The following is a 22,511-nucleotide window of genomic DNA, read 5'->3' as shown; positions in this document are numbered from 1 at the left end:
TGGTATAAATTTTAAAGTTCTTAAGAGTTTAAAGAAGGTTGTTTTTTCATGTCTGCTTTGTTGATACCAGCAACTTTAACTGGTTTCTTCATTGCATCTCTTCTAAATGGTTCACCAAGCTCTTGGTTCAGAATTACTTCTATAAATGTTGTAATTCCTTTCTTTTGATCTTCACAAGATTGCTTGATAGCTGCTGTAGTTTCTTCCATTGTTCTAACAGAAACTCCTTTTAATCCACATGCATCAGCAACTTTTGCATAACTTAATTCTGGGTCTAACTCTGTTCCAACAAAATTATCATCAAACCAAAGAGTTGTGTTTCTTTTTTCAGCACCCCATTGATAATTTCTAAAAATAACCATTGCAATTGCTGGCCATTCTTCTCTGGCACATGAGCTCATTTCATTCATACTGATACCAAAAGCACCATCACCAGCAAAACCTATTACTGGAGTATCTGGACAACCGATTTTTGCACCTAAAATTGAAGGGAAGCCATAACCACAAGGACCAAATAATCCTGGAGCTAAATACTTTCTTCCTTTTTCAAATGTAGGATATGCATTACCAATTGCACAGTTGTTCCCAATATCACTTGAGATAATAACATCTTCAGGCATCCCTGCTTGAATTGCTCTCCAGGCTTGTCTGGGAGACATTCTATCTGAATCTCTTTTTCTGGCTTCTTCGTTCCAAACTGTACCTTCATCATCGTCCTCATGATCAAGACTTGATAATTTTTGTAACCAAGCAGATTTAGTTTGATGAATAATATCTTTTCTTGCTTGTCTATCAGTGTCACCAGCTGTTGGTGAAAGTTGAGCTAAGAGTTGTTGTGCAACTAATTTTGCATCACCACAAATTCCAACTGAAACTTTTTTGGTTAAACCAATTCTATCTGAATTCATATCTACTTGAATGATGCTTGCATCTTTAGGCCAGTAATCCATTCCATAACCTGGTAAAGTTGAAAAAGGATTAAGTCTTGTTCCTAATGCTAATACAACGTCAGCTTTTTGAATTAATTCCATTCCTGCTTTTGAACCATTATATCCTAGTGGGCCAGCCGCTAATGGGTGACTTCCTGGAAAACTATCATTGTGTTGATACCCAGAACAAACTGGTGCATCTAATTTTTCAGCAAGTTTTTTACAATCTTCAATAGCTCCACCAATTACAACACCTGCGCCTGATAAAATTACTGGAAATTTTGCGTTTGATAATAAGTCTGCTGCTTTTTTAATTGCATCTGCTCCTCCACCTTGAGTTTCCAATCTTACGATTGGCGGTAAGTCAATATCAATTACCTGTGTCCAATAATCTCTTGGAACATTTATTTGTGCCGGGGCCGAACCTCTAATTGCTTTTTCAATAACTCTATTTAAAACCTCAGCCATTCTTGAAGGGTCTCTAACTTCTTCTTGATAACAAACCATATCTTTAAATAAATTCATCTGCTCAACTTCTTGAAAACCACCTTGTCCCATAGTTTTATTTGCAGCCTGAGGTGTAACTAATAACAATGGAGTATGATTCCAATATGCCGTTTTAATAGGTGTGACTAATCCAGTAATTCCAGGTCCGTTTTGTGCAATTACCATTGACATTTTACCAGTGGCTCTTGTGTAGCCATCTGCAATTAATCCACCATTAGTTTCATGAGCAACATCCCAAAAAGTTATCCCAGCATCTGGAAAGATATCTGAAATTGGCATAAAAGCAGATCCAATAATTCCGAATGCGTGTTCAATTCCGTGCATTTGTAAAACTTTTACAAAAGCTTCTTCTGTTGTCATCTTTGTCATAAAACTAGAACTCCTCTAAAGTGTAAATTTATAATATTTAAAAATCGTTTGTTAATTTTTGCGATTAATATATAAGATTTTACAAATTTCAAACAAACAAATCGACACAATAAATATGGCTACAGACATTATAATTCATGATAAAAAAGACAACGTAGGAGTAGTTGTTATTGAAAAAATCACTCCAAAACAAGACTGTGCTTGCTGGATAATGGAAGATGACAGTTCAACAAATATTCAATCAGTAGATGAAATCCCTTTAGGACATAAAATTGCTATGATTGATCTTAATGAGGGTGACACAATCCTTAAATATGGTCATGATATAGGTAAAGTGGTTAAATCAATTAAAAAAGGTGAACACGTTCATGTTCACAATGTTAAAACAAAGAAGTGGTAATAATATGGAAATTCCAAAAAGTTTTTTAGGTTATAAAAGAGAAAATGGCAGAGCTGGTACAAGAAATCACGTAATCATTCTACCAGTTGATGACATATCTAATGCATGTGCTGAAGCTGTAGCAAATAATATTAAAGGAACAATCGCACTACCCCATTCATATGGAAGACTACAATTTGGAGCAGATTTAGAACTTCATTTTAGGACTATGATTGGAACTGGATGTAACCCTAATGTTGCTGCAGTAATAGTTATTGGTATTGAGCCAAAATGGACTAAAAAAATTGTAGATGGGATTGCTAAAACTGGAAAACCAGTTGAAGGATTTCACATTGAGCGTACTGGAGACATTGGTACTACAATGAAAGCATCAAAAAAAGCTCAAGAATTTGTAATGTGGGCTTCAGAAAAACAAAGAGAAGAATGTCCAATGAGTGATCTTTGGATTTCTGTAAAATGTGGTAAATCTGATACAACATCTGGATTAGCTGCAAACCCAACAGTTGGAAATTTAATGGACAAACTAGAGCCGATGGGTGTTCATTTATGTTTTGGTGAAACTTCAGAATTAACAGGTGCAGAGCAAGTTTGTGCAACTAGAGGTGCGACTCCTGAGGCTTCAGATAAATTCATGAAAACTTGGAACTCTTACAATGATTTTATTTTAAAAGAAGCAACAGATGATCTTTCAGAAAGCCAACCAACAGCAGGTAATATTGCTGGTGGTTTAACTACGATTGAAGAAAAAGCTTTTGGAAACTTCCAAAAGATCGGAAATTGTAAATTTATAGATGTTTTGGAACCAGCAGAAGAACCAACTAAAGGTAAAGGTTTGTACTTTATGGATACTTCATCAGCAGCAGCAGAGTGTGTTACACTTCAAGCAGCAGCGGGTTTTAACATTCATTTGTTTCCAACAGGTCAAGGTAATATCGTTGGTAACCCAATTGAGCCAGTTGTTAAGCTTACAGCTAATCCATTGACTGTAAAAGGTATGGGTGAACATATTGATTGCGACGTTTCAAAAATATTAACTCGTGAAATGAATATGTCTCAAGCTGGAGATGAATTAATCAAAACTACTTTGAGAGTTGCTAATGGAAGATTAACTTGCGCTGAAGCTTTAGGTCACAAAGAATTTGTGATGACTAAGCTTTACAGAAGTGCATAAAATCTTTTGTGCCTATTAATTTCCAATACTTAAAGTCAATCATACCAGGTGTTATTTTAGCTTTAGTATTTTGTTTATTTTCGCAGGGAATAAATAACGTCTTAGCTATAGAAATTTTTGGAACTCCTAAAAGCCCGATTTCAACAGTTCTCATTGCAATATTACTTGGTATCTTAATGGGTAATGCATTTACTCCAAGACCAGGTATGATGATTGGATTAGATTTTACTCAACAATATATTTTAAAATTAGGAATTATTTTTTTAGGTATAAGATTAAGTTTTGAAGAACTTATTAAATTTGGATCAATCGCTATTCCTTTAATCATTTGTTGCATTGTGGGTGTGTTAATACTAGTAAAATTATTGATTAAGAAAGTACCTATTTCATCAAAAATGTCTTATTTGATAGCTATTGGCACAAGTGTTTGTGGGGCAACTGCCATTGTTGCAACAGCACCAGTTATTAATGCAAAAAAATCAGAAGTAGCTTACGCAATAGCAAACATTACATTGTTTGGTGTAATAGCAATGATTATTTATCCTTATTTTGCAGAATGGTATTTTGATAATGATGCTTTAAAAATCGGTTTGTTTTTAGGAACATCAATTCATGAAACTTCTCAAGTTGCGGCAGCTGGGTTAATTTATGATCAGCAATTTAATAGTCCTGAAACATTAAATGTTGCAACTGTAACAAAGCTAATAAGAAATACTTTTTTAGTAATTCTAATACCTTTGTTTGCATTTTTGTATAATCGAGGTGAATTAAAAGGCCAAAATTACTCTATTTTGAGTATTTTTCCTTATTTTGTAATTGGTTTCATAGGAATGATTATCTTAAGAAATATTGGCGACCAACTCTTTACACCTAACAACAACAGTTACGATCTTTGGATAAATTTAATTGGATATTTAAAAACTTTAGCTACAGTATTTTTAACAATGGCTATGGCTGCTGTAGGTATCTCAATTAATTTAGGTGAATTAAAGTCAATGGGCTACAAACCGTTTGTTGTAGGTTTAATAGCAGCAGTAACAGTCGGATTTATAAGTCTTATATATATTGAAACTTTAACTAAATTTATTTAGTCAATTTAAGATTTTAAAAGTAATTTTTTTCTCAAATTTGAAAAAAATCGTCTTATAAAAGCTGCGCTAACACCCAGAAAAATTGCAAACATAATCGAAAACAATCCATAAAAGAAAGGCATTTCTTTAGAAAATTGTTGAATGAATAATGAAAAGAAATTTAAATCAGCATCTGACACCATGTTAATTTTACTTTCTACGTGTTCAGCAAAAAATGAGTCATAAGCAATAGCAATACCAACCACTAATAATAAAATCGCTAGTAAAGCTCTTAAACCTGAGCTATCAATTTTCTCACCTAGTTTTTGTCCGATTTGAACACCTACAATTGACCCGACGACCAACATCACAACTAACAACAGATCTATAGATCCATAATTGAATGAATGTAAAAATGTAACTATGACACTTACAAAAATTGTTACAAATAGCGAAGTACCTGGAACTAATTTTGTTGGCATTTTAATAATGTAAATCATTGCAGGAACCAAAATGAAAGCGCCCCCAATACCCATAATAGCTGCAATAAAGCCTACCATTAAACCGATTATAATCGGTGTAAAAGCACTTTCATATAATTTAGATTTTGGAAATCTCATTCTTAATGGAAGACCATGTATCCAATAATGAACGTGTAATTTTTTTTTAATTAAAAGATTTTTTTTTGCTTTGTCGATCTCACCCAAACTTTCAACAAGCATTAATGTACCAATGATTGCTAGTATGTACATGTAAGCTAAAGAAATTACAGTATCAATTTTACCAATTCCTTTAAAATATGAAAATGTATAAATTCCTAAAGAAGTTCCAATAGTACCACCCACAACAATCATTAAACCCATTTTGTAATCTAAAGTATTTTTTAAATAATGGGTTGTTGAACCAGAAACAGACGTTGCAAGTATATTGTTAGCTTCATTGGCAACGGCGTATGCTGGGGGAACACCTAAGAAAATTAAAAATGGTGTCATTAAAAATCCGCCACCAACACCAAACAACCCTGAGAGAACTCCAACGATTGCACTTAACATAAGTATTTCAATTGGATTAACAAATACTTGAGCTATTGGTAAAAATACTTCCATAAAAAAATTAACAGTTGTTTAAAAACAACTTAGTTAAATGTGATAAAAGTTCCAACTAAAATAACACCCCAATAAGCAGCTAGGCTCATAAATATACCAGTTTTTATTAAAACAGATTTTAGATTTGTAATTTTATTTATGATTTTTATGTTTGAAAGTTGCATTAACTGCGTCAATACACCCGCAGGAATATTTGTCAAACAATTATTTTAATTCTTTATAATTTTAATTATTTAATAGATGGTAGCACCAAAGACTTTGATTGCACCATCCTCCTCACCTAAAACTAGTCTTCCAAGAAATTCTCCTGAGATTTCTTTGTTCGTCTGTTTAATTAAGACAGTCACATGAACACCTCTTCTAAGACAACCAAATGGTTCAAATGTTTCTTTTAAATTGGTTATTATTTTATTGTTGGCCCACTGCTTGCCAAGTTCTACCTCATTGGCTCCAAACAACATTTGAGTTGAAAAATCTTTAGTAAAACCACCATAATCTTTAAGATTTGATGATTTAACCAAATTATCCCAGATGGGTTTAGCTATCTCATAAACCTCATCGTCTGTCTTTGACAATATATCCATGTTGTTAACTTAAAGTCTTGTTAAGAAGCTTTTTTCTTCTCATTCTCGTCCACTATATGGTAGACGGGAACTTTTTCCATACTAAACTTACCAGTTTTAGGATCTCTTCTAGAAACAGTCAAACAATGCCAATTATCATCATCAAGTTTCATATGATCACCTCTGTAATAGTATCCTGGCCATCTAGTTTCTTCTCTAAACATTGTATGTTCTGTTACACACTGAGAAGTAAGAGCTCTATGTTTTAACTCCCAGGCTCTCATCAGTTGGTGGTAATCTTCAGCTCCAACATTTTCAAGATCTTCCTCTAACCAAGCTAAAAGCTCCAAACCTCTTTTAAGCATGTTAGCATTTGTCATATAATTAGTCGCAATTCCACCTACATATTCGTCCATAATTCTTTGTAGACGTTGTAAACCTTGAATTGGTGAAATGTAACTTGGAGATACTGTTCCTCCAGTAATTTCATTTTGAGCAACTGTATACGTTTCAAGTGGTTTATAGACTTTAGTTTTAAAATCCTCACATTGATTATCAGAAACCTTTAAACCTTCAGCTTTTTTGTCTTCAATGTATTTAACTGCAGCTTTAGCAGCTAATCTACCTTCAGTAAAAGAACCTGATGAAAATTTATGAGCACTTCCACCTACTGTGTCACCTGCACCAAACAATCCATCAATTGTAAGCATTCTGTTATATCCCCAGAAATATTCTGGTGGAGATAAATCTTCTGGACCACTAACCCAAGCTCCTGAACATGTAGCATGAGAACCCATTACGTATGGCTCAGATGTTGTTAATTCTGGATTTGTGTATTTTGGATCAATATTTTGAGATGCCCAAACAACTGCTTGACCAACTGTCATACCTAAAAAGTTTTCCCAACCAACAGTTTCTAAATGAGGGTCTTGGAATGCCTCAGTTGTAACCATGTGAATTGGTCCACCTCCAGCCATAGTTTCTTGAATAAATGCATGGTTTCTCAAACAAGTTGGAGTAGGATGATGATCAATATATTCACCAACAAGCTCTTTAGTTTGGTCATACCATTTCTTCTCATAGTTTTCACCATTAGCATTTTGAGTATAAGTTTTTAAATGTAAGAAATATGCACCAACTGGTCCATACCCATCTTTAAATCTACATAACACAATTCTGTTTTCCATTTGTGTCATTTTTGCTCCAGCAGCAATAGGCAAGGCATAAGCTGAACCATTACTCCAAGGAGCATACCAAGTTCTTCCCATTCCTTCACCAACAGCTCTTGGTTTAAATATATGAGAAGCACCACCAGCTGCAACTATTACAGCTTTTGCTCTAAACACATGGAAATCACCAGTTCTCATATTAAATCCAACAGCACCACCTACTCTGTTTTCTTGAGACTCATCCATCAATAAATGAGTAATCATAATTCTGTTGTAAATTTTATCAGCTGACTTTTTTGCAGCTTCTGCAACGATAGGCTTGTAACTTTCACCATAAATCATTATCTGCCACTTACCTTCTCTAAGGTATCTACCAGTTTCCTCATTTTTCATCATTGGAAGACCCCATTCATCAAACATGTGAACTGTTGAATCTACGTGACGAGCCATATCATAACCTAAATCTTCTCTAACCATTCCCATTAGGTCATTTCTTGCATATCTTACATGGTCTTCTGGTTGGTTTTCACCCCACTGCATTCCCATATAACAGTTAATTGCATAAAGACCTTGAGCAACAGCACCACTTCTATCGATATTAGCTTTTTCAACACAAATAATCTTCATGTCTCTTCCCCAGTGTCTAGCTTCAAAAGTAGCACCAGTTCCAGCCATACCGCCACCAACAACTAGAACATCGCAATCTTCGTAATGTGTTTTATGTTTAGCCATTAGTAGTAAACTCCTTTTTTAAATGAATCTTTTGGAACAACTGGTAGTTCACCATCAATATTAAGACCTTGCGGTTCTGTATATAATCTTTGAGAATTAATTTCACCTTGGTTTGGTTTATCACCATCTGCAAGTTTTGGAATAAATTTTCCCCATGGTTTAGTTGTAATTGGTGAAACAAAATCTTTTGTAGTTCCATTTCTAAATTTAATTTTCCAAGAAATGGTTCCTTTTTCTTCTTCTCTTCTTACTCTAACACTGTGACCCATTGGAGCAAAATCAGCATATCCTCTAACATCAATAGCATGATTAGGACAAGCTTTTACACAAGAATAACATTCCCAACAAAAATTAGGCTCAATGTTTTTTGCACGTCTAATATTTTCATCAATGTGCATTATATCTGATGGGCAAATATCTACGCAATGACCGCAGCCATCACATCTAGTCATGTATACAAATGTTGACATATTATTTTCTCTCCTTATTTAAAATTTTCATAATTAATAATGTTTAGGTTGTTCTCTTTTAATACCTAAACCAAACTGTTCAGGCGCATCTGCTGGTGGTGGTAAATTATCTCTAGACCCATCAGCTTCAGCTAGATTTTTTTGTATTGCAGCACCAGGTTTGTAAAACATGTGTGCAAATTTTGACCAGTAAACTCCTCCAAATAAAACTAAATTTGAAACAACAAATAAAGCTAAAAATAAGAAAGAGAGTTCTGTCTGACCATTAGATTGAGTATATGACCAAGCCAGTCCAAAAGTCGAACATGCTAATAATGCTAATACAAATAAATCTGCTTTAATTATTCTATACCAAGGATGAGCTTCGGCCGAAACATCAACTCTTAAGAAAAACCAAAACCAATATCCACCAACACATGTCAAAATAGCACCAACATGCCATAACATTGACCACATAGATGATGATGATTTATCAGCACCTGTATAACAAAATACTAACACTGCTGATGACACCCAAAAAATAATTGTGCCATACATACCAAGCACGTGGGATAATCTTCTTTTTCCAAATCCAAGTTCAGCAGTAGTACCAATATCAACAACAGTTGTTTTTGCAATTATAGATGCTTTTTCACCAGCTCCTATTTCTCTAGTTGCCTGAAGCTTGGCTTTTTTTGCATTATTTAAAAAATACGTCAAATTTTTATGATGTATCATTTGAATGATTGTACCTAGTGCAATTAATGCAATCATTGCAATAATGAAGGATTGCATAGCAAATGGAGATACCGTCTCTGCTAGTATTGAAAATGGATTAGTCTCTAACATTTTACCCTTGTGTTAAATTTTTATGAATTAATTAATGAGTTTTCTAATCTAGATATTTGCCCAGATCAACCCTAACTATTGTGCAATTTGTCTTTAATAACAACCTATAATTTAAATTTTACGCTTGTAGTGTTGATTTTTTTGGATCACTGACCTTACGCCACCCTGGGGATTCTCAACATCATTTTCCCTTCTTGGAATTAAATGAATGTGGCAATGCATAATTGATTGGCCTGCAATTTTACCAGCGTTGGTTCCCACGTTAAAAGCTTTTACAGTTTTATCTTTACTTAAAATTTCTTCTTTAATTTTTTTAATTAGATCATTACATGCAATTAACTCTTCATTGGTTAGCTCAAAGTAATCAATTAAATGTCTTTTTGGAATTATTAGACAATGATGATTTGAAACAGGATAAGTATCATAACTTGCATATGCTAAATTATTTTCATGCGCTATACCACTAGCCTTAGAATTACAAAACAAACAAGGATTATTAGGATCTCTCATAATTTATTTATATTTTGGACAATTATTTATAGCTGAATTGTAATGTTTTAATAGTTGGTTATAAATTTTGAATTCTTTTCTTTTCCAATTAATTTGATTAATTGTTCTGACTGAAGCAATTCCTTTTCCTGAGCCAATTAAAATAATTTCATCAAATTCATTTAAGGAATTTATTAAAATATCTTTTTTTATAATTTTTTTAATTTTTGACTTAAAAAATTTATAAGTAATTCCCTTATAAAATTTATTTATTGGTGAAAAAATTTTTTTATCTTTTACAAAAAGTATATTCGATGTTCCTGTTTCAAGAATTTTTTTGTTAGAACACAATCCAATATCTGATTTAGAATTATCAAGTTTTGATAAATATTTTAAAATTTCTTTATATTTCAAATTTTTAAATTCTGGTTTTTGTCGCTTTAAATTAACTAATTTTAAATTAAAATTTAACTTAGGCTTAATTCTCTTACGCAAAGAAATCGATAAAGTTTTTTTATTGAGAGCAACTCTTAACAGATGGTTGTATTTAATTTTATTGTCTAAATTTTCTTCAATTAATCTTAAAATATCAGATTTTATAGATGTCTTTATAATAGAATAAGCTTTGGTAGACTTAATTAAATTATTAATATGATCTTTAAAAAAAAGAATTCTTGGAGGAGAACCAAAAATCCACATGGTAGTAAATACACCATGATCGCCCCAAAGATCTTTAAATTTAATTTCCTTAAGATCTTTAAGCTGATAAGATTTTTTTAATAAGTAGTTTACCATTTAAAGTTAAAAAAGATTCTGGGTGAAATTGAAATCCATAAATTTTATCAATGTTATTTTCAAATGACATTGCGGCTCCTGAGATAACACATCTCATCGTTATGTCAAAATTTTCTGCCTTGAAAGGTTCTTTCAATTTTAAAGAATGATATCGACCGACCTTAAATTTCTGTCCAGTATTAAATAGTTTGCTTGATTTATTCACTAATACTTCTGATTGGAAGCCGTGGTAAATTTTACTTTGCTCAATTATACTGGCCCCTTCACTAAATAATATTTGCTGAAATCCAAGACAAATTCCTATTATTCTCTTCTTTCCTTTAAATTTTTTATAAATTTTTGAAGATGTAGGATAATCTTTTGGTGAACCAGGTCCTGGAGAAAAAACAATTGTAGATGCTTGGTTTAATTTAAATTTATCAATTTTGCTAAAATCATCACACTCAACATCGTCAAATAATGAAAATTGATGAACCACATTGTGTGTAAACGAGTCTTTATGATCAATTACATATATCATTTGTATAAATCTATTAGTGCTTTTGCCTTAATAAAATTTTCATTAAATTCATGTTTTGCATTACTGTCAATTACAACACCTGAGGCAACAGAGATCTCAGAAATATTTTTATAATTTAAAATAGATCTAATAATAATATTGAATCTCATATCACCATTAAATTTAATAAAACCAAAGCTCCCTGTGTATATATTTCTGTTTTCTTTTTCCTGATTATTTAAAAGATTGAGAGTATTTATTTTTGGACAACCAATAACTGAACCGCCTGGCATCATAGCCTTTATGATATCTATGTTTTTTACATTCTTTTTGAGCTTACCAGAAATTAAACTTACATAATGATAAAGGTCTTTATATTCTTCAACGGATTTTTCATTTTTTAATCTTACACTCCCAGGAACACATATTCTTGAAAGATCATTTCTTTCCATATCAACAATCATGTTGTGCTCTTTGGTTTCCTTAATATTGTTTCTAAAGAAATTTAAAGCTTTTGTTTTATTAATTTTTTTTGTTTTTCTCAAAGTTCCAGCAATTGGTTTGGTTGAAATAGATAAGCCATTTTTAGTAATCAAATTTTCAGGCGAGCAGCTTATAATTGAGAAATTCTTATCTTTAATCATAAATGCCTCAGGTGCTAAATTAGATTTAGCAAGTCTGCAAAAAAAATCTAAAGGATCAATTTTTGATTTATTCTTGTATTTTGTGCATATTTTAATCTGATAAGTGTCACCAGATCTTATTTTTTTCTTAAATCTATTAAAAATTTTGGTGTATGTGTTTTGATTAATGTTGATCTTAAAGTTTTTATCTACTTTCTTGTCACTATTAGATTTATAAAATAAATTGTCTTTGAGACTTACTTTGGTCTCTGGTTTGTAAAAAATTCCTTTGGGAAAATTAATAGATTTTTGTTTAGGAAGCTTAACACCTATAAGGTTGTTTAAGATTTCATAGCCAAAAAATCCAATAAACAAATCTGTATCTTTTAATCTTTTTCTAATTTTTAACTTTTTGTTTAAAAATTTATTAATGTTTTTATTGTTGAGAATTATCTTTTTTGAAAAATCTGAATAGAGATCAAAACCTTTTTTACTTTTATATAAAATAAAAGATTTATTGGAACTATTGATTTCGTTAAGTAAATAATTTTTTGTCAATTTATTAAGTAGTTTGTAATCTTTTAACCTGCTTTTCAATAATTGGTAAATGTATCAAACCTGCAAAAATTGATAATGCGATAGAAATGTACCAAGCATAGTCGTAAGAACCATAATAATCATGAAATACTCCCCCCAAGTAAGCTCCAAAAAAAGAACCTATTTGATGACTTAAAAATACTATTCCATACAATAAACCTATATATTTTGTTCCAAATATAAAGCTAACTAATCCCATCGTAGGGGGAACCGTTGAAAGCCATAAAAAACCGAATGTAATTCCAAAAAAAATAGCCATGAATGTGCTCGGTGGTGAAAAAATAAATATAGCAATCACTAAACCTCTAGTTAGATAAATTACACTTAATATCAATTTTTTACTAAATTTTTGAGCAAGATAACCAGATGTTAATGTTCCAAAAATATTAAACAATCCAATCATTGATAAAATCGTAACAGTGCACCATTCAGGCAAACCTCGATCGTTTATATATATAGGTATATGTGTTGCAACTAATGTGATGTGCCAGCCACATACAAAAAAACCTAAAATTAGATAAATAAAACTTTTATTATCAAAAGCCTCTTTAAGTGCTTCAGTTGCAGTTTGCTTGTCATCAATTTTTCCACCTACCACATCTTTAGGTGTAGTTAAAAGGAACGCTAAAATTGATCCAATAAACACAAACACTGCGAAAAATAACAAAGTATTTTCCCATCCAAATTCAACCAAAGAATATCTAGTAAAAATTGGAGAAACAAAAAAACCAAATGAGCCTGAAGCTGTAACAATTCCCATAGCTAAAGTTCTATTAGATTGAGGAAAATGTTTAGCAACAACTGAGACAGGAATACTGATTGCTGTGCCACCAAGAGCAATTCCTATAAAAACTCCAATTGCTGTCACAAAGTATAGCCCTGTATTAAATTGAGAATAAAGCATCAAAATACCAAATAAATAAAATACAAAACCAATTAATACAGCTATATGTCCACCATACTTATCGGTGATTATTCCAAACCAAGGTCCAAATACTCCCCAAAGTAACATTTGAAGTCCAAGAGCAAACCCAAATTGAGACAGAGTTATTCCTAAATCAGTTGAGAAATCAAAATAAAACATTCCAAAAGTTTGTCTTATCCCAAGAGAAATAATTACAATTGAACAGGCCGACAACAAAGTAATTAAAACTGTTTTATTTTTTATGAATCTTTCAGATGACATTTAAAATCTATTTTAAATGTTTAAGGGCTTGTTTGATATCAGCTATAAGATCATTAGGATCTTCAAGTCCGATATGCAATCTAACAAGATGCTCATTTTTTTCTAATTTTAAGTAACTTCTATTTCCTTGTTCTCTTATATTTTGATGTAAAGCTAAACTTTCAAACCCACCCCAACTATAACCGTGGCCAAATAGTTTTAAATTATTCACAAATTTAACCACTGATTTTTCGCTTTTAGCTTTAACTCTTAATCCCATCAAACCTGATGCTCCAGAATAATATTTCTTCCACATTCTAAAATTGTAAGAATCTTTTTTATATGGATATAGCAACTTAATATTTTTAAATTTAGATAAAAATTCTGCAACTTTTTTGGCATTCTCTCTATGTCTATCTAATCTAACATCTAAAGTTCTTAACCCTCTTGTTATCAAATAAGCATCGTCAGGTCCTAATCTTAAACCAGTAACTTTTTCTGCAGCTTTAACTTTAGCAAAAACTTTTTTATTGACAGCTAAGCTTCCCCCCATCACATCAGAATGACCTGAATAATATTTTGTTGCAGATACAATGGACATATCAAAACCAAGTTTAATAGGTTTTAAAAAATATGGAGTTCCCCATGTATTATCAATTGCAGTTAAAATTTTATGTTTTTTTGCTATAGAAATAATTTTACCAAGATCTTGAAAATCAAATGTGTTGCTTCCTGGATTTTCTACAAAAATTAATTTTGTTTTATTTGTAATAGCTTTTTCTAATGTCTTAAGATCATGAGGATCATAAAATGTAGTTTTAATATTAAATTCTTTTAGAAAATCTTGTGAAAGTAAACGTGTTGGACTGTAAACTGGATCAGCTACAATTATTTCGTCACCTGGTCTAGTAACACTAAAAATTGCAAGAAAAACTGCTCCAAAACCTGTGGGAGTTAAAAAAGTAAAATAGCTTTCTTCTAGCTTTGATAAAATTTGTTGCAATATATGAGTTGTTGATGTCCCTTGTCTTCCATAATCAAAATGTCCACCTGTAGGGTTTTTTTTTGCTTTATCTTGAGTTTTTCTAATATCCTGCATTGATTTGAAAATAATCGTTGAAGCCCGAACAATCGGCGGATTAACTGACTGATTATGAAAGTCTTTTGCAGTGTGTTTTAAAAATGTTTTGAAAGAATTACTCATAATAAAATTTGATATGTTTATAAGACAATGCTATATCCCGTAAAAAACGTCAATAAAATTAATAAATAGGATTAAATGAGTTACCCAAAGAAACATAGAGGCCGAAGAAAACAAGGCTCTAAAAAGAGAAGAGCAAAGAGAAAAAACAAGAAGAAATAATTCCTCTATTCTTTAATCCAACCACCCCCGAGAACCCTATGGCCATATTGGTCTTTGCTATAGAATACGCATGCTTGCCCCGGTGAAATACCATCTTCAGGATTAGTCAAATTAACATGGGCAGTATTATCATCTTTTAGATCTACTTTTGCTTCAAGAAGATTTCCTGTAGATCTTACTTTTACAAATATATTTTTATCCAGATCCTTTTTATCAGTTAATAAATTAAGATCTTTAAGAGATATGTCTTTTTTTCCAAGATTTTCTTTTGGACCAACTATAATCTCGTTATTATCTGAATTTATCTTTAAAACATAAAGAGGCTCTACATCAGAAACTTTAATTCCTTTTCTTTGTCCAATTGTAAAATTAATAATACCATCATGGACACCAATTACTTTTCCTTCTAAATTCTTAATATTTCCTTTTTGAAAGGAGTCTGGTCTAAATTTTCTAATTACTGATGCATAATCTCCGTTGGGTACAAAACAAATATCTTGGCTATCAGGTTTATCAGCAACATTTAAATCTAATTCTTTTGCAATCTCTCTTGTTTTATCTTTTAGCATTCCACCTAGAGGAAATCTTAGATAATCCAATTGTTCTCTGGTTGTATTAAATAGAAAATAACTTTGATCTCTATTTTCATCAATTGCTCTATACATGTTGTTGGTGTTATTTGATGTAACATTTTTTACATAATGGCCAGTTACTAGTGCATCTGCATTGAGATCTTTTGAAACTTCAAATAAATCTTTAAACTTTACAGTTTGATTACATTGAACACATGGTATTGGAGTTTCTCCATTTAGATAACTATCAACAAAATTATCTATTACACCTTGTTTGAATTTATCTTGGTAATATAAAATTTTATGTTCTATGCCTAATTTATGTGCAACACGTTTTGCATCCATTATATCTTGACCTGAACAACATTGTTTAGATGCTGCAACTTCTTTGCCATCATCATAAAGTTTAAGTGTAATGCCTATAACTTTATAACCTTCATTTTTCATAATACCGGCTACAGTTGAAGAATCTACTCCACCAGACATAGCAACAACTACTGTTGTATCCTCAGGTTTTTTATTAATTCCAATAGAATTTAATTCGTTATTCATAAGGTGGTATTTATACTTATTTACAATATAAGTTAAATTAAATGATTTTAGATTATGAACCAGGTGACAAAGTCACTAATCCAAACAATAAAGATTGGGGTATTGGTCAAGTTCAATCTATTATAAATGATAAAGTGACAGTAAATTTTGAGAATGTTGGAAAAAAAGTAATCAATGCTAAAAATATAGAATTAAAACTAATTAAATAAACTTTTAATGGATATCAAAATAATCATAGAAAACTTAATAGAAACTTTCTTATTAGCAGGAGAACTTTCAATTGAACTTAGAAAAAAAGGTCTAAAGAAAGAAATCAAATCTGATAATACTCCAGTCAGTAATGGGGATTTAGAAGTTAACAAATACATCACAAAAAAAATCTCAGAAATAACACCTGATATTCCAATTATATCCGAGGAAACTTCTGATAACAAAGATAATACTCAATTAAAAAATTTTTGGTTAGTTGACCCTATAGATGGAACATATGATTACATAAATAACCTTGAAGAGTTCACAATAAATGCTGGTTTAATTATCAATAACAAGCCTGTAGCAGGATTAATTTATGCGCCTGCAAAAAAAAGAATGTTTTATTCTTATGGTGAAGGTGATGCTTATGAATTAAGTGATGGGAAAACCACAAAGCTAAGTGAAAAGGATACTGTTACTAGACCAATTAAATTTATTTCTTACTCAAACAAAATTAAACCTGAAATTCAAAAAATATATCAAGATATTGGTGTAGTTGAAAATGTGAAAATGAAAAGTTCACTAAAATTTTGTGTGGTTGCAGCTGGCGAATATGATGGTTATGTTGCTGAACCAAGAGCTTATGAATGGGATATAGCTGCAGGTCATGCAATATTAGAACACTCTGGTGGAACAGTTACAGATTTTGATGGTAAAGAAATTCTTTATGGAAAAAAGGATCTTAAAAACCCAAGTCTAATATTAAAAAGTAAAAATATATTATAATGGATGAACAGTTAAGAATTATATTAATTATAATAGTTTCTGTATCTATTTTTGGTTTATTAGTTTTTGTATTTGTTAAAAACTATGTAAGACAAAAAATTAATAATTTAGTTGAAGAAGAAAAAGATACAAAAACTAAAGTAGATTAATTATTTTTAGGTATTCATCTTTTTCTATATCCATTACTTTTCTGGAAGTCTCAAAATCAAAACCATTTCTAGCTAATAAAGAAATATCTTTTTTGTAAAACAAAGTTCTATTATCTTCAGCTCTAGCCGGCCCTATTCTTTTTTTTTTTACAAATTTTTATAGCTGAAAAAAAATCTTGATCAGAGTTATCTTCTTTAATTTTATTGACAGTGTCTTTAATAAACTCATCATGAATTCCTTTGCCTATTAAGTAGTTTCTAATTTTATTAATAGAGCTTCCTCTTTGGATCATACTTTTTGCTTTGCTTTCAGAATAAAATTGGTCATTAATAAATTTAGTTTTTTCTAAATCAGACAAAACAATATCTATTAATTTATTAACATCTTTTTTTCTCACGTCGGAGGAAGAAAGTTTCATATATTTCTTCAACAAATAAGTCTTTAACTGCTGTTTTGAAGGGGCATACTTTTCAACATAAGCAAATGCAAAATTTCTCATCTCTTCTACAGTTACTTGCAGTGTTTTTTTTCTATTTCTTATAGGAATCATGGATAGATTTTATATAATATATTTAAATGATCGAACAAATTTATACTTATTTTTCTATTGAGACACTTTATATGTGGATCAACATTGGTGTATTACCATTTTGGTTTATACTAATTTTTTTTCCTCAGTCTCATCTTGGTAGAATTTTTGTTGCATCGATATTTCCAATATTTGTCTTAAGTGGTGTCTATATTTTTGTTTTATATAAATCCTATCTAATTGGTTATGATTTTATTGGTAATTTTACATTATACTTAGGTTTAGATGAGCTCTCTAGATTATTTGAAGATCATCTATATTTAATGCTCTTTTGGACACACTTCATTGCAATCAATTTATTTGTGGGTGGGTGGATTGTTAAAGACTCTCAAAAATTTTATATCAATAAAATCTTAATAGCGTTTCCTCTAATAGTGACTTATTTAGTAGGACCGATTGGTTTATTCATATATTGGATCATTAGAATGTTTTATGCAAAAAGAATGAACTTATATGAGTGATCATATAGATTTTTATTTTGATATAATCAGCCCCTATTCTTACATTGCCCATAAAAAAATAAAAAAAATCAAAGAAAACAAAAAAATTACATTTAACTATAAGCCAATTTTGTTAGGCGGTCTTCACCATCTAGCAGGTATAAGCGCTCCAGCATTTAACAAGTATAAAATGAAAAATATGCAAAGTGATTGTGAATTAATTTCAAAAAAAAATGACATTTCTTTTAAATGGAATTTAAAATTCCCAATAAATTCATTATCAATTATGCGCGGATATTTACAAGTGGATGAAGATCAAAAAAAAGATTACTTGGATACTTTTTTTGATGCCTATTGGAAAGATAATTTGGATTTATCTTTAGAAAATGAATTGTGCAAATTGCTAAATTTTTTAAATATTGATACAGAAATTTTTTTTAAGGAAATCAAACATCAATCAATTAAAGATAATTTAAAAGAATTAACCAGTGATGCTTTTGAAAAAGAAGTTTTTGGTGCTCCAACTTTTATAGTAAAAAATAAAATTTTTTGGGGACAGGATCGTTTGGAATATGCTCTTGAGGAATTAAGCGATAATTAAACTATCTTAAACTTGCTTTGTTTAATCGCACCAAACCCACCATCAATATGAGAAACTTTTTCAAATCCCATATCTTTTAATGATTTAGCAGCTAAAGCAGATCTCATTCCACCTGCACAAAATAAAATCATTTCTTTATTACGATCTAATTTACCTTGTTGAAAATAAGGACTATTTGGATCTAGCCAAAACTCTAACATTCCTCTTGGAACATGGTGTGAATTTTCAACTCTTCCTTCCTTTTCCAACTCTCGGACATCTCTGATATCAATTAAATTACAATTGTTATCTTCAACAATTTTAAAAGCTTCATCGGTATTAATTGTTTTAATTTCTTTTAATGCTTCTTCAACTAAAGTTTGTGCTGTTTTTATTCTCATAATGATTTATTATAATAATTTATCATTATTTTACAAAAAAAAATAATAATTAATTTTCGTGAATTTTTAAATTAGATATGAAAAAAATTAAAATTAAGAAAAACAATTTCCTTAAAAAAATTATCATAAAAGTTATTAGAAAATTAGGTTATGAAATCATAGACCAAAATAATCTCATTATTCCAACAAATAATAAAAAAATTAACGAAAATCTTAATATTTTAAATAAAAAAAGTATATCCCTTCCACTAGGAGAGGTGAAAATAACAAGAAAAATTGAAAATTTATTAATTATTTTTAGATCTTTTACAAATGAAAATAAACTTTTAAGCCAAAACAAAAAACGATTATTTGAAAGTGAAAAAAAAGAATACACATTCAGATCACTTGTTTCGTTATGTCAAAATATAAACAAAATAAAAAATGAATTTAAAAATTTTAATGTTTCTTTAGAGATTATAGATGATAACTCTCAAAAAAATGTTGTAAATCAAATGCAAGACATATGCATTAAACATAAAATTTCTTTTAAAATAAATAATTTAGATATAACAAAATATGAAAAAAAAATGAATTTTCGAGATAATAATAGAATGTTAGCTCATAATTCACATATAGTCCAATCAAAGGAACTTGCATTAAAATCTGAGTTTGACCTTTTATATTTTGTTGAAGACGATTATGTTCATGAAGAAGATGCATTAATTGAAATGATTTACAGTTACCAAAAACTTGCATCACAATTCAATGATGAAGTGGTTCTTTGTCCTACTGACTATCCTTACTTATACGTTGAGCCTAGCAATACTCTAAATTTTATTGGTCACAAAAAACATTGGAGACTAATTAATCAAAGCTTGTGCACATATTTAATATCCAAAAAAACATTAGAAAAGTATTGGGCATATTATGAGGATATGTTCTTGAATAATTATGATCCTTATGAAAAACCACTTCATGAATTATATAAAAAAATAAATTGTTTTTCGCCTATGCCATCCTTAAGCTTGCATCTTGCTAATATAAATTCAATATATGGATTATCCCCACTTAAAGACTGGATAAAAATTTGGAATAAAAATCAATATTAAATGATAAAAATTAATACCAAAGCTCCTAATTTTATTTTACCCTCAACATCAAAAGAAAATTATTCGTTAAAAAACTCTATCGGAAAGTTTGTTGTAATCTATTTCTATCCAAAAGATGATACTCCGGGCTGCACTATAGAAACTAATGATTTTAACAAATTACTTTTAAAATTTAAAAAGTTAGATTGTGAGATATATGGAATTTCAAAAGATAATCTTAAAAGTCACGATAAATTTAGAGAAAAATATAAGATTAAATTTGATTTATTAGCTGATGAAGAAATTAAAGTCCTTAAAAAATATAAAGTTTGGGGTAAAAAAAAATTTATGGGACGAGAGTTTATGGGGGTTATAAGAACTACAATTTTAATTGATAAAAAGAGTAAAATTATAAAGATTTGGGATAATGTGAGGGTTAAAGATCACGCAAAAGAGGTGTTAGAAACTTTAAAAGAAATTATAAAACAATAAGAAAGGCCCCTAATTTCTAAGGGACCTTTAACGTTATGGAGAGAGAAGTTTTTAGTCTCTAATTGCGTAAGCAATTACACCTGTTTCAGTAACATCAGTTCCTTTTGCTTGAGCCTCCTTACTTAAAGTAATTCCTACCAGAGAGTTAAGCACTGACCAGATAATATATGAAACAATAAATACAAATATATTTATTGAAACCACTCCAATTAACTGTGCACCAAACGTAGCATCCGGGTTTGTTAATGGCACGGCTAATGTTCCCCAAATACCTGAGAGTAAATGAGCTGGTATTGCTCCAACAACATCATCAAGTTTATAACTAAATAGTAATTTAGTTCCGAACACAACAATGACACCACCAACAGCACCAATTAAAATTGCTGTTAAAGGCGATGGAGCTAATGGTTCTGCTGTTATGGCAACTAATCCACCTATTGCACCATTCAACATTTGAACTACGTCAGTTTTACCAAACATTAATCTAGTAACTACTGCCGCTGCTAATACACCACCACAAGCTGCTAAATTGGTATTAATAAAGATTGTAGAAATCGAAACAGCATCAGCAAATGATCCAAGAGCTAATTGTGACCCTCCATTAAATCCAAACCATCCTAACCAAAGTACAAAAACACCGATTGTAACTAAAGGTATTGATGAGGCTGCAAAAGGTTTGATAGGTGTTGGTACACCAGATTTTGTAAATCTACCATATCTTGGTCCAAGTATCATTATACCTGCAAGCGCAGCTGCACCACCAGTTGAGTGAACTAATGTTGATCCAGCAAAGTCAGAAAAACCAATTTCAGCTAACCAGCCTCCACCCCACTGCCAACCCATTACGATTGGATAAATTACTCCAGCTAAAATAGCTGCAAATAAAAAGAATGGCCATAATTTGATTCTTTCAGCCATAGCTCCTGAACAAATTGAAACTGTTGTTGCGCAAAATACCATTTGGAAAAACCAGTCAGATCCATCTGAATAGCCAGTTTCTAATGTACTGGCATCTGACCAAGGCACAAAATTTCCTATGTATCCACCTTCTGGAATACCGTATGCTAAGTTGTAACCAACAAGCCAAAACATAATTCCTGATATTGCATAAAGACCAATATTCTTTGCACAAATTACAGAAACACTTTTTGAAGTTACCATACCAGACTCAAGCATTGCAAAACCTGCTGCCATGAACATGACAAGGAAACCACAAATTAAAAATAATAGAGTATTAAAGATAAACCCTACTTCCGCTGATACAGTTGTCTCAGCATTTCCAACACTAGTTAAACCAATTAACATTACTAATGAGAGCAATGGTGTTGATATTAGTTTAATAATTTTATTCATAAAACCTCCAGTTAATATGAAGTCTTATAAATTGATGAATTTTAAAAACTAACGCTGATTAGGTAAATTTGGTATGCAGTTTTTGCATATAGTAACAGCCCCAAACGTATTTAAAGACGTTAGGGCTGTTAAAAAAAAATGATTACTTGTTGAATACTTCTTTTAAAGCTTTTGCAGGTAAGAATTTTACTTTTTGAGAAGCAGCGATTTGGATTTGTTCACCTGTTCTTGGGTTTCTTCCAACTCTTGCTTTTCTTTTAGCTACTTTATAAGTACCAAACCCAGCAATTTTCACTGAGTCATCACCTTTTAGTGCATCTAAAATAGTGTTGGTAATTGTATCAAATGTTCTTTCAGCATCTGCTTTGCTCAAGTTTAATGAGCCAGAAAGCTGTGCCATTAGTTGTTTTTTGTTCATTTTAGCTCCGGTTTAGTTGATTAATTATCATACTTATCATAAACGTTGATAAATCAAGCTTTTTTTTAGTG

The 22,511-nt window shown here is 30.7% G+C and carries 28 protein-coding genes; 10 read left to right on the top strand and 18 right to left on the bottom strand.

Translation table 11 applies throughout. The features are described 5' to 3' along the window. Positions 1-20: 20 nt before the first annotated feature. Positions 21-1,805, bottom strand: a complete 1,785-nt coding sequence (xsc, locus tag ACIJYH_RS02205) for a sulfoacetaldehyde acetyltransferase (protein ID WP_435163651.1) — start codon at positions 1,803-1,805, stop codon at positions 21-23. Positions 1,806-1,920: 115 nt separating this feature from the next. On the opposite strand from xsc, the gene ACIJYH_RS02200 reads away from it, so the two are divergent. Genes ACIJYH_RS02200 through ACIJYH_RS02190 form a run of 3 tightly spaced genes read left to right on the top strand, consistent with a single transcriptional unit; the run spans position 1,921 to position 4,467 of the window. Then, the gene (locus ACIJYH_RS02200; protein ID WP_435087388.1) at positions 1,921-2,205 is read left to right on the top strand and encodes a UxaA family hydrolase; all 285 of its coding nucleotides are present in this window, start codon (positions 1,921-1,923) and stop codon (positions 2,203-2,205) included. 4 nt (positions 2,206-2,209) lie between these two features. Further along, positions 2,210-3,376 carry a UxaA family hydrolase gene (locus ACIJYH_RS02195; protein WP_435164232.1) on the top strand — a complete coding sequence of 389 codons (1,167 nt, stop codon included), beginning with the start codon at positions 2,210-2,212 and terminating at the stop codon, positions 3,374-3,376. An 8-nt stretch (positions 3,377-3,384) separates the two neighbouring features. After that, the gene (locus ACIJYH_RS02190; protein WP_435163650.1) at positions 3,385-4,467 is read left to right on the top strand and encodes a YeiH family protein; all 1,083 of its coding nucleotides are present in this window, start codon (positions 3,385-3,387) and stop codon (positions 4,465-4,467) included. Between the two features lie 5 nt (positions 4,468-4,472). Here ACIJYH_RS02190 and ACIJYH_RS02185 read toward each other — a convergent pair whose 3' ends face one another. The 13 genes from ACIJYH_RS02185 to mnmA form a co-directional block, all read right to left on the bottom strand. Then, positions 4,473-5,552, bottom strand: a complete 1,080-nt coding sequence (locus tag ACIJYH_RS02185; protein ID WP_435163648.1) for a sulfite exporter TauE/SafE family protein — start codon at positions 5,550-5,552, stop codon at positions 4,473-4,475. A gap of 29 nt (positions 5,553-5,581) precedes the next feature. Continuing rightward, positions 5,582-5,716: a hypothetical protein gene (locus ACIJYH_RS02180; RefSeq protein WP_435163646.1), complete on the bottom strand. Its 135-nt coding sequence runs from the start codon at positions 5,714-5,716 to the stop codon at positions 5,582-5,584. A gap of 69 nt (positions 5,717-5,785) precedes the next feature. Then, positions 5,786-6,136: a hypothetical protein gene (locus ACIJYH_RS02175; RefSeq protein ID WP_435087393.1), complete on the bottom strand. Its 351-nt coding sequence runs from the start codon at positions 6,134-6,136 to the stop codon at positions 5,786-5,788. A gap of 20 nt (positions 6,137-6,156) precedes the next feature. Further along, complete coding sequence (gene aprA / locus ACIJYH_RS02170; RefSeq protein WP_435163644.1) at positions 6,157-8,016, bottom strand: adenylyl-sulfate reductase subunit alpha; 1,860 nt, start codon at positions 8,014-8,016, stop codon at positions 6,157-6,159. Continuing rightward, positions 8,016-8,486 (bottom strand): adenylyl-sulfate reductase subunit beta, encoded by a 471-nt coding sequence (gene aprB, locus ACIJYH_RS02165; protein ID WP_435087396.1) that lies wholly within the window; start codon positions 8,484-8,486, stop codon positions 8,016-8,018. Before aprB ends, aprA begins: the two co-directional genes overlap by 1 nt. Positions 8,487-8,519: 33 nt before the next feature. Next, positions 8,520-9,314, bottom strand: a complete 795-nt coding sequence (locus tag ACIJYH_RS02160; protein WP_435087398.1) for an adenylyl-sulfate reductase — start codon at positions 9,312-9,314, stop codon at positions 8,520-8,522. Positions 9,315-9,425: 111 nt separating this feature from the next. Next, positions 9,426-9,824, bottom strand: a complete 399-nt coding sequence (locus ACIJYH_RS02155) for an HIT family protein (RefSeq protein ID WP_435087400.1) — start codon at positions 9,822-9,824, stop codon at positions 9,426-9,428. A 3-nt stretch (positions 9,825-9,827) separates the two neighbouring features. Beyond that, a complete protein-coding gene (locus ACIJYH_RS02150) occupies positions 9,828-10,598 on the bottom strand; it encodes an aminotransferase class IV (protein WP_435163642.1) in 771 nt (256 codons plus the stop codon). After that, the gene (locus tag ACIJYH_RS02145) at positions 10,561-11,118 is read right to left on the bottom strand and encodes an aminodeoxychorismate/anthranilate synthase component II (protein WP_435163640.1); all 558 of its coding nucleotides are present in this window, start codon (positions 11,116-11,118) and stop codon (positions 10,561-10,563) included. The genes ACIJYH_RS02150 and ACIJYH_RS02145 overlap by 38 nt, the downstream gene beginning before the upstream one ends. Continuing rightward, the gene (locus ACIJYH_RS02140) at positions 11,115-12,278 is read right to left on the bottom strand and encodes a chorismate-binding protein (RefSeq protein ID WP_435163638.1); all 1,164 of its coding nucleotides are present in this window, start codon (positions 12,276-12,278) and stop codon (positions 11,115-11,117) included. The genes ACIJYH_RS02145 and ACIJYH_RS02140 overlap by 4 nt, the downstream gene beginning before the upstream one ends. Positions 12,279-12,282: 4 nt before the next feature. Further along, positions 12,283-13,503, bottom strand: coding sequence for an MFS transporter (locus ACIJYH_RS02135; RefSeq protein WP_435163636.1), 1,221 nt, complete (start codon positions 13,501-13,503; stop codon positions 12,283-12,285). Between the two features lie 7 nt (positions 13,504-13,510). Beyond that, positions 13,511-14,686, bottom strand: a complete 1,176-nt coding sequence (locus ACIJYH_RS02130; RefSeq protein WP_435163635.1) for a trans-sulfuration enzyme family protein — start codon at positions 14,684-14,686, stop codon at positions 13,511-13,513. A gap of 164 nt (positions 14,687-14,850) precedes the next feature. Then, positions 14,851-15,969, bottom strand: coding sequence for a tRNA 2-thiouridine(34) synthase MnmA (mnmA, locus tag ACIJYH_RS02125; protein WP_435163634.1), 1,119 nt, complete (start codon positions 15,967-15,969; stop codon positions 14,851-14,853). Between the two features lie 41 nt (positions 15,970-16,010). On the opposite strand from mnmA, the gene ACIJYH_RS02120 reads away from it, so the two are divergent. The 3 genes from ACIJYH_RS02120 to ACIJYH_RS02110 are packed head-to-tail and all read left to right on the top strand — an operon-like array spanning position 16,011 to position 17,096. Further along, positions 16,011-16,178 carry a DUF3553 domain-containing protein gene (locus ACIJYH_RS02120; protein ID WP_435163633.1) on the top strand — a complete coding sequence of 56 codons (168 nt, stop codon included), beginning with the start codon at positions 16,011-16,013 and terminating at the stop codon, positions 16,176-16,178. Positions 16,179-16,185: 7 nt separating this feature from the next. Further along, positions 16,186-16,947 (top strand): 3'(2'),5'-bisphosphate nucleotidase CysQ family protein, encoded by a 762-nt coding sequence (locus tag ACIJYH_RS02115; RefSeq protein WP_435163632.1) that lies wholly within the window; start codon positions 16,186-16,188, stop codon positions 16,945-16,947. Further along, on the top strand, positions 16,947-17,096 hold the full coding sequence (locus tag ACIJYH_RS02110) for a hypothetical protein (RefSeq protein ID WP_435087419.1): 150 nt from the start codon (positions 16,947-16,949) through the stop codon (positions 17,094-17,096). The genes ACIJYH_RS02115 and ACIJYH_RS02110 overlap by 1 nt, the downstream gene beginning before the upstream one ends. Positions 17,097-17,218: 122 nt before the next feature. On the opposite strand, the gene ACIJYH_RS02105 is transcribed toward ACIJYH_RS02110, so the two are convergent. After that, complete coding sequence (locus ACIJYH_RS02105) at positions 17,219-17,647, bottom strand: regulatory protein RecX (RefSeq protein ID WP_435163631.1); 429 nt, start codon at positions 17,645-17,647, stop codon at positions 17,219-17,221. A gap of 26 nt (positions 17,648-17,673) precedes the next feature. Here ACIJYH_RS02105 and ACIJYH_RS02100 point away from each other — a divergent pair, with 26 nt between their 5' ends. Together ACIJYH_RS02100 and ACIJYH_RS02095 are read left to right on the top strand one after the other, a co-directional pair. After that, positions 17,674-18,147, top strand: coding sequence for an ABA4-like family protein (locus tag ACIJYH_RS02100; RefSeq protein WP_435163629.1), 474 nt, complete (start codon positions 17,674-17,676; stop codon positions 18,145-18,147). Continuing rightward, on the top strand, positions 18,140-18,727 hold the full coding sequence (locus tag ACIJYH_RS02095; protein WP_435163627.1) for a 2-hydroxychromene-2-carboxylate isomerase: 588 nt from the start codon (positions 18,140-18,142) through the stop codon (positions 18,725-18,727). The genes ACIJYH_RS02100 and ACIJYH_RS02095 overlap by 8 nt, the downstream gene beginning before the upstream one ends. Here the strand turns inward: ACIJYH_RS02095 and ACIJYH_RS02090 are convergent. Next, positions 18,724-19,107 carry a rhodanese-like domain-containing protein gene (locus ACIJYH_RS02090; RefSeq protein WP_435163625.1) on the bottom strand — a complete coding sequence of 128 codons (384 nt, stop codon included), beginning with the start codon at positions 19,105-19,107 and terminating at the stop codon, positions 18,724-18,726. The two genes, ACIJYH_RS02095 and ACIJYH_RS02090, sit on opposite strands and share 4 nt — an antisense overlap. 77 nt (positions 19,108-19,184) lie before the next feature. Here ACIJYH_RS02090 and ACIJYH_RS02085 point away from each other — a divergent pair, with 77 nt between their 5' ends. Continuing rightward, positions 19,185-20,198: a rhamnosyl transferase gene (locus ACIJYH_RS02085; protein ID WP_435163623.1), complete on the top strand. Its 1,014-nt coding sequence runs from the start codon at positions 19,185-19,187 to the stop codon at positions 20,196-20,198. Further along, a complete protein-coding gene (locus tag ACIJYH_RS02080; protein WP_435163621.1) occupies positions 20,199-20,669 on the top strand; it encodes a peroxiredoxin in 471 nt (156 codons plus the stop codon). It begins immediately after the preceding gene. Positions 20,670-20,720: 51 nt separating this feature from the next. Here the strand turns inward: ACIJYH_RS02080 and ACIJYH_RS02075 are convergent, their stop codons facing one another. Together ACIJYH_RS02075 and ACIJYH_RS02070 are read right to left on the bottom strand one after the other, a co-directional pair. Next, positions 20,721-22,022, bottom strand: a complete 1,302-nt coding sequence (locus tag ACIJYH_RS02075; RefSeq protein WP_435163619.1) for an ammonium transporter — start codon at positions 22,020-22,022, stop codon at positions 20,721-20,723. 142 nt (positions 22,023-22,164) lie between these two features. Beyond that, positions 22,165-22,440 carry an HU family DNA-binding protein gene (locus ACIJYH_RS02070; RefSeq protein WP_023648697.1) on the bottom strand — a complete coding sequence of 92 codons (276 nt, stop codon included), beginning with the start codon at positions 22,438-22,440 and terminating at the stop codon, positions 22,165-22,167. Positions 22,441-22,511: the final 71 nt, after the last annotated feature.

It is taken from the genome of Candidatus Pelagibacter bacterium nBUS_25 (assembly GCF_051200975.1).
Lineage (GTDB): Bacteria > Pseudomonadota > Alphaproteobacteria > Pelagibacterales > Pelagibacteraceae > Pelagibacter.
Note: the sequence above shows the minus strand (reverse complement) of the source record. Positions and strands in the feature narration are given on the sequence as shown.